Origin of the sequence: Blautia sp. HCP3S3_D9, assembly GCF_052063845.1 — a bacterium.
GTDB lineage: Bacteria > Bacillota > Clostridia > Lachnospirales > Lachnospiraceae > Blautia_A.
Genome location: NZ_JBQHWS010000032.1, coordinates 1 through 14,170 on the forward strand (window position 1 = coordinate 1; position 14,170 = coordinate 14,170).

At 41.4% G+C, this 14,170-nt stretch carries 12 protein-coding genes; 2 read left to right on the forward strand and 10 right to left on the reverse strand.

Going from position 1 to position 14,170, the window contains the following annotated elements; translation table 11 throughout:
• The 5 genes from ACTNES_RS08265 to ACTNES_RS08285 form a co-directional block, all read right to left on the reverse strand.
• Positions 1-1,228 (reverse strand): hypothetical protein (locus ACTNES_RS08265; protein WP_441039098.1); only part of this gene is annotated, 1,228 nt, incomplete at its 3' end.
• Positions 1,225-2,499, reverse strand: a complete 1,275-nt coding sequence (locus tag ACTNES_RS08270; protein WP_291807155.1) for a glycosyltransferase — start codon at positions 2,497-2,499, stop codon at positions 1,225-1,227. The genes ACTNES_RS08265 and ACTNES_RS08270, both read right to left, overlap by 4 nt.
• On the reverse strand, positions 2,490-3,275 hold the full coding sequence (locus ACTNES_RS08275; protein WP_291807153.1) for a hypothetical protein: 786 nt from the start codon (positions 3,273-3,275) through the stop codon (positions 2,490-2,492). The genes ACTNES_RS08270 and ACTNES_RS08275 overlap by 10 nt, the downstream gene beginning before the upstream one ends.
• 61 nt (positions 3,276-3,336) lie before the next feature.
• A complete protein-coding gene (locus tag ACTNES_RS08280; protein ID WP_291807151.1) occupies positions 3,337-4,788 on the reverse strand; it encodes a sensor domain-containing diguanylate cyclase in 1,452 nt (483 codons plus the stop codon).
• 25 nt (positions 4,789-4,813) lie between these two features.
• A complete protein-coding gene (locus tag ACTNES_RS08285) occupies positions 4,814-5,164 on the reverse strand; it encodes a response regulator (protein WP_291807148.1) in 351 nt (116 codons plus the stop codon).
• Positions 5,165-5,258: 94 nt separating this feature from the next.
• Between ACTNES_RS08285 and ACTNES_RS08290 the strand changes: the two genes are divergently transcribed.
• Positions 5,259-6,833 carry a GHKL domain-containing protein gene (locus ACTNES_RS08290; RefSeq protein ID WP_291817139.1) on the forward strand — a complete coding sequence of 525 codons (1,575 nt, stop codon included), beginning with the start codon at positions 5,259-5,261 and terminating at the stop codon, positions 6,831-6,833.
• A gap of 65 nt (positions 6,834-6,898) precedes the next feature.
• On the opposite strand, the gene ACTNES_RS08295 is transcribed toward ACTNES_RS08290, so the two are convergent.
• The 4 genes from ACTNES_RS08295 to argC form a co-directional block, all read right to left on the reverse strand.
• The gene (locus tag ACTNES_RS08295) at positions 6,899-8,089 is read right to left on the reverse strand and encodes an aspartate aminotransferase family protein (protein WP_441039099.1); all 1,191 of its coding nucleotides are present in this window, start codon (positions 8,087-8,089) and stop codon (positions 6,899-6,901) included.
• Positions 8,076-8,972 carry an acetylglutamate kinase gene (argB, locus tag ACTNES_RS08300; RefSeq protein ID WP_216460966.1) on the reverse strand — a complete coding sequence of 299 codons (897 nt, stop codon included), beginning with the start codon at positions 8,970-8,972 and terminating at the stop codon, positions 8,076-8,078. Before argB ends, ACTNES_RS08295 begins: the two co-directional genes overlap by 14 nt.
• A gap of 186 nt (positions 8,973-9,158) precedes the next feature.
• Complete coding sequence (gene argJ, locus ACTNES_RS08305) at positions 9,159-10,382, reverse strand: bifunctional glutamate N-acetyltransferase/amino-acid acetyltransferase ArgJ (protein ID WP_216460967.1); 1,224 nt, start codon at positions 10,380-10,382, stop codon at positions 9,159-9,161.
• A 327-nt stretch (positions 10,383-10,709) separates the two neighbouring features.
• Complete coding sequence (gene argC / locus ACTNES_RS08310; RefSeq protein WP_291817135.1) at positions 10,710-11,750, reverse strand: N-acetyl-gamma-glutamyl-phosphate reductase; 1,041 nt, start codon at positions 11,748-11,750, stop codon at positions 10,710-10,712.
• Positions 11,751-12,334: 584 nt separating this feature from the next.
• On the opposite strand from argC, the gene ACTNES_RS08315 reads away from it, so the two are divergent.
• On the forward strand, positions 12,335-13,561 hold the full coding sequence (locus tag ACTNES_RS08315; RefSeq protein WP_008706208.1) for an argininosuccinate synthase: 1,227 nt from the start codon (positions 12,335-12,337) through the stop codon (positions 13,559-13,561).
• A gap of 168 nt (positions 13,562-13,729) precedes the next feature.
• On the opposite strand, the gene ACTNES_RS08320 is transcribed toward ACTNES_RS08315, so the two are convergent.
• A complete protein-coding gene (locus ACTNES_RS08320; protein ID WP_253292573.1) occupies positions 13,730-14,104 on the reverse strand; it encodes a BlaI/MecI/CopY family transcriptional regulator in 375 nt (124 codons plus the stop codon).
• Between the last annotated feature and the right edge of the window lie 66 nt (positions 14,105-14,170).

Here is a 14,170-nt window from a genome sequence, read left to right on the forward strand (position 1 = left end):
TCTCAAGACTTCTGCATCCAAAAAACTGACTCTTCGGAATAATTGATGCACCTTCAGGAATAACCGCTTCTTTTACGTATATATCTCCTCGAAATCCCAGAAAATCAACATTTTCATATTCCGACAGATTCTGGAAAATAATTCTTTCTTTATGAACAGGTTCTCCTGGAAAACAATACTCTCCCAATACCTCTCTGTCCGATTTCAGGATTTTTCCACCGCCCTCTGAAACCACATATCCATAAACATAATTACTTCCATAAAATGTTATTGTTCCGCGGGCGACAACTGAAGTAATCTTATTCGGCTGACCTGCACTGGCGCCTTCTTCAAATATAATGTTGCCCTGTGTAAAAATGTTTCCAAGCACTGTTGCATTTTTTTCCAGAAGTATATCCTTCTCTGCGAAAATATTTCCAAGCACCGATGCATTTTCCATGATTCTTACAGACTCATCACTGTGGATATCTCCCTGCAGGATAATGTCCTCTATCACCTTTATATCCCCACGGGAAATAATCGTATAAGGAACTGTCCCACTTTCCGTAACCATATCATCATCTATGTAATGCCTGTTATATTCATGACTGTTCATTACCGGCATACGAAATATTCTGGAATCACGTTCCTCCATAAACCGGTCAGGTTCCTCCGGACGCTGTCCCAGACGGATTACCGATGCATACAGACTGTGAAAAATATTGTCAAAGCCTATCACAAGCTGTTCTCCGCTTGATACCCTTTCACCCAGATCACATTCATCATAAACTACAACCGCATGTTCAGCATCTGCCCATCTGAGCAGCCGGACCCTATTTCCGAAAAGCAGTCTTTTTTTGCTGTATACAGCCCGGAGTCGTATGTTCTCTTTTACAAACAACGCATCCTTTTCACTGTAGATTTCTTTTTGGAAATGCAGATCATTTTGCTGCGGACAGAAGATGGTATTTCTGGCAATGACCAGATCTTCAATCTCAGGCTGCACAAACTCCTGGTTTCCATCTGTTTCCAACACCTTTTCCTGTCTTGAAAGCATGATCATACCATTCTTCATTTCCGGAAGGGCTTTTTCCACCAGAGAAGAAAAGCTTTGGCCAAAATATCTGGCATTTTTCACATAATCCTGCCTTATTTTCAGGATCTGCCCTTTTCTCATCCTGAAATGCAATACTGCGACCAACAGAGGCATAGAGAACATACAGACAAAAATCAAAATCCATACTTTCATTTTTCAGCCTCCTTTTCTGTTTTCTGCACAGTAAACCGCACTGTTTTATCCCATTTCACACCTCTTCCGGTAACAGTATCTACCACTGCATCCCAGAATCCCAGAGAGATATTCCACATATAGAAAAAAAAGTTAAACATCATAAGGGGCAGAAGCAATGCCTCTCCGGGAAGTCCGTCTATAATCAGCGAGGTACCTATCTCAAAAAATGGTGCAAAATTTCCAAGGGAATTATAAATTCCCAAAAATAATATAACCCACCAGCCACTGAATATCTGCATTTCACCCAGGAAAAATAATCCAAGGGAAACTACCCAGCCTAGCAGCAGAAATACCGGTACTGAATAGATAAAAAGCAGAAACAATCCATCTATTTTCTGAAACAGTCCCATATAGGGAGTTGTGATCGTAGGGATCAGATAGCGAAACAATACTTCATTATGACCTCTTGACCAGCGTCTGATCTGTCTGCCTCTCACATTCCAGCTTTCCGGGGACTCTTCATAACATTCCGCTGAGTTAGCGTATACAACCTTCCAGCCATTGGTAAAAAGCCGATATGTAAGTTCCGTATCTTCTGCCAGAACCTTTGGATTAAAGCCACCTGTTTCTAACAGAAAATCTTTGCGAAATCCCCCTACTGTCCCACCATACTGTGGAATTGTTTTCAGGTTATATCGTGCCTGCTGGTCTACCTGATATCCTCCGGACCGTTCCAGATTAATAAGTCTGGTCAGCATATTTGTATTGGTATTGTACGGTATTACCCGCCCCATAACTGCACCTACCTGCGGATCCTCAAATCCCAGCGCAATCTGTTTCAACATGTTTCTGGCAGGTCTGTAATCCGCATCAAATACAATGATGATCTCCCCTTTTGCCAGCTTCATTGCATCATTCAGACCTACCGGTTTTCCTCTGTCCGGACAGTCTCTGTGAAGGGGACGTATAAACTCATACTTTCTGTGATACTCATCCAACATTTCCCTTGTACGGTCTGTAGAATTATCATTGATCGGAATAATTTCAAGTCTGTCCCTGTCATACTCACATTTCAGCAGAGAATCCAGAACATTGGAAAGCACCTGTTCCTCATTATGCATGGGGATCAGTACGGAAATACTTTTCATCCTGTCTGTAAGAATATCATTGTAATAGAGACGCTGCCTGCCCAGAAGTCTTACAATTGTAAAATAAAAATGTCTGGCTGTGTACAGAAGCATCAGGATAATAACAAAAATCGTATAACCTTTCATAATAGCTACGACCATTTCCATACCTCCTTTCCCTTCCTTGAATCGTAAACACCGATCATGCGGTTGACAAACACTGCATAAATCATAACCAGATACAAAAAATCAAACATAGGACCTATCATAAAGTAGAAGAACGCCATATAGATCACAGAGAATCTGTACAGCAGCCAGATAAAAATCACATAGCGAACAGTTCCAAATACAATGGAATACAACATTACCGCAAGAAGAGTCAAAAGCTTATAGATCACTCCCCTGTCTCCTATAATTCCAGTGACCATAACTGTCATAACAAAAAACATCACCCATATGCCAATTTCCTGAAGCATATATAGGTTTGAATAAACAGTTAAAGTATATGGAAAATATTTTTCCCCAAACACAAACCACAGACTGTTTATCAGATGAATCGCACTGCACAGGATCAGATAAATGGCAAGAGGACGACCCTTCCATGGAAGTCCCGCCAGCAGAAGGATTACTCCAAGAGAAATTCCTGTATTTATAAGGCTTAACTGTATTCCCAGATATACGGTTCCTGCACTGAGATAGCTGATTTTTCCAAACAGAGGATAAGTTTCTGAACGGATTCCAACATACATATGCGGTTCATATTTCTTTAAAACACCGGCACATATCTTACAGATTATCCTGGTCAAATCATCAATCTGAGTCCACATAAGCAGAAAACCAAGCAGGAGCAGTATGACAATATACAGAATACATTTCTTTTTATCTGCCTCAATTCTTCGATAGGTTCTGGTGTAATCAATTACTTTCTTTTCTTTCATAGACCCCTCCTTTTGTCTCGCCTCGCTACGTAACTCTACATCGAAGTCTCTCAGAAATTTTTCACATCTCCTCCCCGTAGATTACAGCACTGCAGCCCTTCTGCTTTTTGCTCTGATACATTGCCCTGTCAGCCTTTCTGTATAACTGATCAAAAGAAACCTCTTCATATCCATCATAAAAACACGCACCCAGACTTATTTCTATGTTCTTCCCCTGCATCTCTATGATATCTATCTGTCGGATATTTTCAAAAAATCTCTCAAAAAATTTCTCTGCTACCCTTTGTTCCAGCATTCCCGGTATAAACATGGCGAACTCATCACCTCCGAGCCGCAAAACCACATCACTGTCACGACATGTTTTCTGTAACTTCTCCGCAACGGCTATGATCACCTTATCTCCTACAGAATGCCCGTAGGTGTCATTGATGGATTTAAATTTGTCACAGTCGATCAGGCAAAGCAATCCTCCTGTTTTTTCCTTTAAAAGTTCAGTAATCTTTTTTTCTCCGCTTCCACGATTACATAATCCTGTCATAAGATCTGTCCGCGCCAGATAAATCAGCCTGTTCTCACGCCTTTTTTCTTCTTCTATACACTCAATACAGAAAAGTACATGCAGAAGTTTTCCATCTTCATCGTAGTCTACAGGAATAAATCTGCTTCGGTTCCAGCCTGATATTTTATCTGTAAATTCATGTGTTATGCTGTTTTCTCCAAGAAGCCGTTCTTCCAGCGTACTGATATCTACAAACTCCAGTGATTCCTGAAGTTGTGATTCCGTACACATTTTCTCAGCGATATTCTTGATATGTCCGCAAAAATCATCTCTGATTTCATATTCTCCCATTTTAAAATCTTTTCCCAAATATTCCGCAATCTGATCTGTCATTTTTATAATATGATATCTTTTTGTCTGCACATCAACCAAATACATAGATGCATAGATTTTGGAAAGCGACGAATAACTGCTGAGCTTTGCCTCTTTATTTGACTTTATAAACGAATTACGCAATTTCAGAAATGAGATAAGAAGCGTTCCTATCATATCCAGAAAAGTAGTAAACCCCTTGTAATCACTCTTTGGAGGATTATCCACCCCAAAAAAACCACTTATCTCATCTTTATAACGCAAAGGGCACACCACCACATTTCTCACATTCTGCGCTTTTAACATATCATATGATACGCGATGTTCTTCTTTGATATCTTCTATATCAGTGATAATGATACTTTCGCCCCTGGAAAACGTATCATACCACCACTTTATTACGTCCATATCGACATTCTGCAATCTGTCTATCTCAGGAGTTACTCCCTGTGCACACCATTCATACGTATTGTCTGTGCCATGCCTTTCTTTACAATCTTCGAAAATATATATTCTGTCAGAACCGATATGTCTGCCGAAAAAGCGGATAAATTCATTAATCTGCTCGTCAGGTGTATGGTAATTGAGTGCGGATCTAAGTGCTTCATTTATGACCAGTTCATACTTTATGATTGTCTTCATGTTGTTTTCCTCCTGAATGTCTTTCTTATCTTACTTTTTTACATTCAAACCAGATGGAAAGTCCTTCTTTTATTTTCTGCTCTTCCACAGGTTTCATAAAAAAATATTCTATCCGCAGCCTGAACGCATGAAGCGAAAAATCAAGGTCACTGCACCAGATAATTCCACATTTCGGATACAGGGAACGAAGATGTTCTGCTGCATTCAGGCCGGCCACACCCGGTAATGCGAGAAACACTACTGTCGGTACTGTTTTCAATGTCCGTGCAAAAAATTGTTCCTGATTCTGATAAATTTCAATCAGCGGAAAGACCTGCTTCTCTGTGCAGTAATTTCTGATATATTCCGCACTGGCAGATGAAATCCTTTCCCGCATCCCGGATTCCGGGAAATACATAGATGCAAAAGTAGACGGAAGTAATATTCAGATTCCTTTCCGTGAAATAATCTATGCGGAACATTTTTCCCATATGATCCACATTCACACTTCCGGTAAAAGGGAACTGGTCACCCGCCAGTCCTTTGATTCCTTCATAACCTCCCTGAAAATGGACTCACGTTTCTATCAGTGTAACCGGGGCGTTGTGATCAATCTGGAGCATGCCGTCGATTTTGACGGAACAGGCTTTCGCCTTGATAATGGAAGCAATGTCCCTGTCAGCCGGAAGCTTCTCAAAAACGCCAGACAGACATTTATGGATTTCTGTTCCAAAGGAGGTCCTGAAATGACTGACATACTTCGCCCTGTACTTGAACTTTTCGTAATCATTCCCGGCATACTGCTGGCATATCTACCTGTAAAGAACTATCTGAGGCAGACACCGCTTAAGCTGACAGCATGGCTTCTTCCCCTTCTTCTGGGAATCTGTATTTTGGGAGGGGCAGTTTGCTGTGCCCTGCAAATTCCGACCAGATGGTTCCTGTTTCCTCTGCTGCCTGTCATTATGCTCATTTACCATAAAACATTAAAAATCTCTGTCTGGAAATCCGTCAGTATTTTTCTGGCAGTCTTCGCAGTTTTTACATGTGTCAAAAGTCTGTCCCGGGCAGTCAATGCACTTATGACTGCTGACCTGCATATTACAGAAAACGGACTGTGGCTGCACACTGGTGCCGGAATTTTCTATAACGTCATCTGTCTGCTGTTTGTTCTGGCAGCCTGGTATCCTGCCTGCCACTGTGTACAGACAATGGTCACAGACGAGAACTTTGCCCAGACCTGGTATGTATTCTGGATTCTTCCGGTAATCTTCATAGGAGTGAATCTTTTTATGATTCCCAAACACCGCAGCACTTTATATACCGGGCGTATTCTGCAGTGTTATATTGTTTTCAGTCTTGTACTGCTCATAATCCTGCTTCTGTTTTATGTCCTGTTTCTTATGATGGCAGTCAGCCTGAACAGAAATGCCAGACTTCAGCAGGAGAACCTTTTTCTTTCTCTTCAGCAGGAAAGGTACGAGAATCTCTGCATGGCCATCGAAGAAGCAAGACAGGCCCGTCACGATGTCCGCCATCATTTTGTCCGGCTGTCCGCTCTGGCAGAACAGGGTGACATGGAAAAGATTAAAGAATATCTCTCCGCTGCAACCGGAAAAATCTCTGATTATAACCTGCATTTCTGCGAAAATCAGGCTGTTGACAGTGTTTTCGGATATTATTCCACCATTGCAGAAAGAGAAAACACTCCTTTTCATGCAGTGGCTTCTCTGCCTGCTGATCTTTCCATAGATGAGATTAATCTGTGCCTTGTGTTTTCCAATCTGCTGGAAAATGCCATCCAGGCAAGTGTGAAAACAGAGCCCGCCCGCAGAAAGATTAATGTGGAAGTTTATCCCCACCATAATCATCTCCTTCTGATCCATGTGGAGAACACCTTCGATGGTAAAATACAGCAAAAAAACAATATTTTCCAATCCTCCAAACGCTCCGGAAACGGCATAGGAATCGAATCCGTCCGCCACATTACCGACAAAAACGGCGGTGCCTGTGGCTTTACCTATAAAGATGGTATTTTCTCTGCAAAAATAATGCTCCGGATATAATCAGTTACTGATTATACCCGGAGCATTTTGTAAAAATATTCAAATATCTCTTGAAGTATCTAAAATTATTCCATGCACTCATCCAAAATAGCAGCCATCTTGTCGATATATTCTTTTGTGATCACAAGCGGAGGTACGATTCTGAGTACATCACTGCCTGCGGAGATCACCAACAGTCCTTTTGCCAGCGCAGCTTTTACAACTTCTCCAACCGGGCGGCCCTGGATCACGATTCCCTGCATGAAGCCCATGCCTCGTCTTGTTGCAGCGCATTCATGTTTTGCAACAATTTCATCCAGTTTCTGTTCCAGATATGGAGTCATTTCCTGTACATGTTCAATGATCTTATCATTCTCATAAATGTCAAATACTTTGCTGACTGCAGCACATACAAACGGGTTTCCACCATAAGTTGTACCATGATCACCTGGCTCCAGAGAAGCTTTGGCAGCTTTTTTGCCCAGTACAAATGCACCTACCGGCACACCACATCCAAGAGCCTTGGCACTTGTCATAATATCCGGCTGTACACCGTATGCCTGCCATGCAAAATAATGTCCGGTTCTTCCCATACCACACTGAATCTCATCGAAGATCAGCATAATATCTTTCTCATCACAGATCTGACGCAGACCTTCCAGAAATTCTTTCTTCGCCGGATAGATACCGCCCTCACCCTGAACAACCTCAGTAATGATCGCACAGGTCTTATCTGTGATCTGAGCCTTTACGCTTTCCAGATCATTGAAATCTGCAAACTTCACACCGCCCATCAGCGGCTCAAAGGGCTCCCTGTAATGAGCAGTTCCTGTTACGGAAAGAGCTCCGATACTTCTTCCATGGAAGGAATGGTTCATGGCAATAATCTCATGATCTGCATGTCCGTCACGTACATATGCATATTTCTTAGCTGCTTTTAAAGCACCTTCGATTGCTTCTGTACCACTGTTGGTAAAGAATGCCTTGCTCATTTTACTTGCCTTTACCAGCTTCGCACCGGCTTCGATGATCGGCTCATTGTAATATAAGTTGGAAATATGCATCAGCTTATCGATCTGATCTTTTAATGCTTCATCATATCCCGGATAATGATATCCCAAAGAATTTACAGCAATACCTGCTGCAAAATCCAGATATTCCTTTCCCTCGGAATCATATAAATAACATCCCTGTCCCTTTTCAAAAACAACAGGAAAACGATTATAAGTGTGAAGGATACTCTCTTCGGATTCCTTCATCTGTTCATTCATGTTCATTGTAATATTTCTCCCCGTCTTCTCTCAGAATCGCAGTACCAATACCTTTGTTTGTAAAGATTTCCAGCAGTAAGCTGTGCGGAATTCTTCCGTCAAGGATATGGACTCTGTTAACGCCTTCTTCAATGGCATCAATACAGTTTTTCAGCTTCGGAATCATACCTCCGCCTACATAACCGTCATCGATCAGTTTCTGTGCTTCATCCACATGAAGTTCAGAAATCAGGCTGGACGGATCATCCTTGTCTTTATAAACGCCTTCAATATCAGAAAGGAATGCCAGCTTCTCAGCATGAACAGCCTCTGCAATGGCACATGCCGCATCATCCGCATTAATATTATAAGTAGCGAACTCATCGTCATAACCTACCGGGAAAATAATCGGCAGGAAATCTTTCTCTAGAAGATCTTCCAGGATCTTCGGTTCAACCTTTGTAACCTCACCTACAAATCCGATGTCTCCGCCCTCTGTCTGTTTCTTGCGGCATTTCAGCAGACCACCGTCTTTACCGCTGATACCAACAGCATTTACGCCAAGAGATTCCACCATGGCAACCAGTTCCTTGTTCACCTTCGCAAGAACCATCTCTGCAATCTCCATAGTATCTTTATCTGTGACACGAAGACCGTTAATAAATTTCGGTTCCATACCAACCTTGCCAACCCAGCGGCTGATTTCCTTGCCACCGCCATGAACGATGATCGGTTTGAAACCAACCAGTTTCAGAAGAACTACGTCTTTGATAACATTCTTCTTCAGTTCATCGTCCAGCATAGCGCTTCCGCCGTACTTTATAACTACGATCTTACGATTAAATCTCTGAATATAAGGAAGCGCCTCGATCAGCACCTCTGCCTTGTCCAAGTATTTCTGATTAACCATTTATCTTTCTCCTTATTCCCTGTATCTGTCTGAAAAATAAATCTTTCTTTTACTATAGAAAATACCAATCTCTGTTTTTCAGACGAATCTTTGTAATCTATTTTACAACCTGACTGCCATCCTATCTGTTCTGACCAGAATCATTTCATTCTGTCTCAGTCATCAGCAGCTTATCCATTTCCTTTATTATGAACGGTAATCTGCATTAATCTTTACATAATCATATGTCAGATCACAGCCCCATGCAGTTGCTGTAGCATCACCCATCTTCACATCAGCGATCGCTGTAACAGCTTCCTCTGAAAGAATCTTAGTAGCTTCTTCCTCACTGTAATCTGTAGCAACACCGTTTTCAATAATCTTAATCTTTCCGGCCTTGCTTTCAAAATAAAGGTCAACTTTCTCCGGATCAAACTGCGCACCTGAATATCCCATCGCGCAAAGAATTCTTCCCCAGTTTGCATCATGGCCATAGATAGCAGCTTTTGTCAGAGAAGAAGTAACAACAGATTTACTTAATGTAACCGCCTGCTCCTTAGACTCAGCACCAATGATCTTCACTTCAAATAAAGCAGTCGCACCCTCACCATCACCGGCAATCTTCTTAGCCAGAGAAGTATTGATATAATTCAGTGCAGCCTTAAAAGTCTCATAATCTTCGCCCTTCTCTGTAATCTCCGGATTCTCAGCCAGACCATTTGCCAGAAGAAGAACGGTATCATTTGTAGAAGTATCACCATCTACAGAAACCATATTGTAAGTATCTTTTACATCTTCGCTTAATGCTTCCTGAAGCATCTTCTTGGAAATCTTAGCATCAGTAGTAACAAAACCAAGCATCGTGCACATATTCGGATGAATCATACCAGATCCTTTGCACATACCGCCAATGGTAACTGTCTTGCCACCGATTTCAATCTGAACAGCAACTTCTTTCTTCTTTGTATCAGTAGTCATAATTGCCTTCGCAGCTTCTGTACCTGCTTCCAGAGAACCATCCAGCTTCGGAGCCATCATCTTTACTCCATTTTTAATACGATCGATTGGAACCTGCATACCGATAACACCAGTAGAAGCAACCAACACACTATCAGCAGCTACATTTAAAACTTCTGCTGCAGCATCTGCGGTTTCCTTACAATATCCATAACCTTCCGCACCAGTACATGCATTTGCAATACCACTGTTACAGATCACAGCCTGCGCATACGGATGATTATAAACAATATCCTGATCCCATTTAACAGGAGCAGCCTTCACAACATTTGTAGTAAAAGTACCCGCTGCCACACAAGGCACCTCACTGTAAACCATTGCCATATCAGTTCTGCCCTTATATTTAATCTCAGCCGCTGCAGCCGCTGCCTGGAAACCCTTCGCCGCTGTAACGCCACCTTCAACAATCTTCATAATTACATATCCTCCTAAAATTCCACAACTTCTCTCTTCAGGACCTGCCGCAGGTTCCCTGCGCAGTCCCGTCCAGTTACTGGAAAAATCAGCTCCGGAAATTATTTGTTTTTGAACGCATTTGCAGGGGCTGTAGTAACTCTTAGTGCTCGGGAATTTGCGTTATGAGGCGGCTGCATCACTGTCTGAGCGAAGTTTGCAACGGAGCGAGTTTGACAAGACGCCTCATGCTTTTAGCAAATTCCCGAACACTTAGAGTTAGTAAGCCCCGAAACCGCGTTCAAAAACAAATAATTTTCGGAGCGTCCCCTTTAAGTCAATTATCTATCACGGACACATCGGTACCTGAAGCAGTCCCTCAGATTCCTTAAATCCAAACAGCAGGTTCATATTCTGAACAGCCTGTCCAGCGGCACCTTTTACAAGGTTATCCATAGCGCCCATCATAATTACTCTGTGAGTTCTAGGATCAATCTTGAAGTTCACATCTACATAGTTACTTCCCTCCACGCACTTAGTCTGCGGACACACATCCTTATCCAGCACACGAACGAAAGTCTCATTCTCATAATATTTATCATAAATTGCCTTCACTTCTTCATAAGAAACATCCTTAGTCAGAGAAGCATAAGCAGTTACCAGAATACCACGGTTCATCGGGATCAGGTGTGGTGTGAAGTTAATCAGAACTTCTTTACCGCATGCATATCCAAGCTGGTCCTCAATCTCCGGTGTATGTCTGTGAGTTGCAACACCATAAGCCTTGATGTTCTCATTTACTTCACAGAACAGATTCGCAACTTTCGCTCCACGTCCGGCTCCTGAAGTACCGGACTTCGCATCAATAATAATCGTGGACGGATTGATCAGTCCTTCTTTGATCAGCGGATAAATAGAAAGTGTAGAACAAGTCGGATAACATCCAGGGTTCGCGATCAGTCTTGCCTTCTTGATATCCTCACGGTTGATCTCACATAATCCGTAAACAGCTTCATCAATAAACTGCGGAGCTTTATGCTCGATTCCGTACCATTTCTCATATTTCTTCACATCTTTAATACGGAAATCTGCACTCAGGTCGATCACTTTCGCTTTGGAAAGAATTCCTTCATTAATCAGAGATGCGCAAAGTCCCTGAGGAGTTGCTGTGAAGATCACATCTACTTCATCAGCTAACGCTTCCATATTATCATCCATACATTTCGCATCTACCAGTTTAAAAAAGTTCTGATAAACATCCGCATATTTCTGGTCAATGTAACTTCTTGAACCATACCATGCAACTTCTACATCTTTATGTCCCAGAAGCAGTCTCACGATCTCGTTACCTGCATATCCTGTGGCACCGATAATTCCTGCTTTAATCATAATAATTTCCTCCATCTTTCGCCTTATCGGCAAGGTTTATTTTCCATTTTTCTTTTGCTCTTCTATTTCATGCTGTTGAGTATATCTTAGTTCTTTTTTTCTTATCTGTGAAGTTCTTTTTTATTGACGCCATTCTAGCTATATCTGCCGGCAATAAGTTCAACAGCATTGTAAAACTTTACTTTATCAGAGCGCTGGACTAATTATACATCTTACCTGCATAATATGCAATAGTCATTTTCCAATGTTTTTACATGGATTTTAATTTAGATTGTTCATTTTCCCTTGTTTTTACCTATATTATGTTGTATATTTATGCAAAAATGAATAAAACTTTTTTGTATTTTTCTATTGCATATTTATAAAAAAAGGTGTATATTATCACTTGTTAAGCGGAGTCGCAGGAATTCATCCTGTTCCGCATTGAATATTTATTCAAAAATTTAAATCAGAAATTCCCGCATTTATTCAAAAATAATGCGCTGAACTCCCGACCTATTCATTTACTTTCAGCAAACGGATATCTCAGGAAATTTTTACAAATTAAGAAAATAATAAAATCCAATTTCAGGAGGAATACAATCATGAAAGAAAAAGTCGTTTTAGCATACTCAGGCGGTCTTGATACCACAGCCTTAATCCCGTGGTTAAAAGAAACTTTTGATTACGACGTTGTCTGCTGCTGTGTAAACTGCGGTCAGGGAAACGAACTGGACGGACTGGATGAAAGAGCAAAACTTTCCGGTGCTTCCAAATTATATATTGAAGATATCGTAGATGAATTCTGTGATGATTTCATCGTTCCATGTGTACAGGCAGGTGCTGTATATGAGCATAAATATCTCCTTGGTACATCCATGGCACGTCCGGCAATCGCTAAGAAATTAGTTGAGATTGCACGTAAAGAAGGCGCTGTTGCTATCTGCCACGGTGCTACAGGTAAAGGTAATGACCAGATCCGTTTTGAACTTGGTATCAAAGCTCTTGCTCCAGATATTAAGATCATCGCTCCATGGCGTATGACAGACAAATGGACTATGCAGTCCCGTGAAGACGAGATCGCATTCTGCAAAGCTCACGGAATCGACCTTCCATTCGATGCAAGCCACAGCTACAGCCGTGACAGAAACTTATGGCACATCAGCCATGAAGGTCTGGAACTGGAAGATCCTTCCCAGGCTCCAAACTATGACAACATGCTTGTTTTAGGTGTTACACCTGAGAAAGCTCCTGATAAAGAAACAGAAGTTACTATGACATTCGAGCAGGGTGTTCCGAAAACATTAAACGGAAAAGAAATGAAAGTTTCCGAGATCATCACTGAGCTTAATAAATTAGGCGGTGAGAACGGAATCGGTATCGTTGATATCGTTGAGAACCGTGTTGTTGGTATGAAATCCCGTGGTGTATATGAGACTCCTGGCGGAACAATCCTGATGGCAGCTCATGAACAGCTCGAAGAACTCACACTTGACCGTGAGACAATGGAAACAAAGAAGAAGCTTGGAAGCCAGTTCGCTCAGGTTGTTTACGAAGGAAAATGGTACACACCACTTCGTGAAGCAATCCAGGCATTCGTTGAGTCCACTCAGAAATATGTAACAGGTGAGGTGAAATTCAAACTGTACAAAGGCAACATCATCAAAGCCGGTACAACTTCTCCATACAGCCTGTACAATGAATCTCTTGCATCCTTCACAACAGGTGACCTCTATGACCACCATGATGCAGACGGATTTATCACACTGTTCGGACTTCCACTTAAAGTTCGTGCTATGATGTTAAAAGAAGTTGAGCAGAACAAAAAATAATTAAATAAAATTATTTACAGCCAGATGAGTGATTTCACCCATCTGGCTGTTTCTATATCATTAAAAAAAGCTGCCGTAAATACGGCAGCCTTCTTATTGTTTTCATTATTATCTGTGTAACCTTCTGTATGATATATTATGCTTATCTTTACCGTTCTCAGTAACCACTTATCTGCTTTCCAGTTCACTGCGTTTCTTATCGATAAGTTTCTGGAGCTGTTCCAGATCTTCCAATGTGATATTATCGGATTCCAGAAGTGCGGTCATCATCTCCACTGGACTGATTTTTCTGCTTTTTGCGTTTCCTTTTAAATAGTCTTCTCTTGAAAGAAGAGGGGTATAATTTCTTGCATAAACTTTGCCGTTCATAGATGTTCCTGCAACTTTGATCAGGTTCTCTTTTAAAAGAAGCTCCAGGCATCTTCTTACTGTCGGCATTTTCAGTTCCGGTGCAATGTCATTGATCTCAAAAGCAGACAATGGTCTTCCTTCTTCCCAAAGCACATTCATAATATCATAACGTTTACCTTTTAAGATGTCCATCTTAAGATCTCCTTCCATTTTTAACCAGATATCACTATAATACAGAAATATCATATTAATTACAAT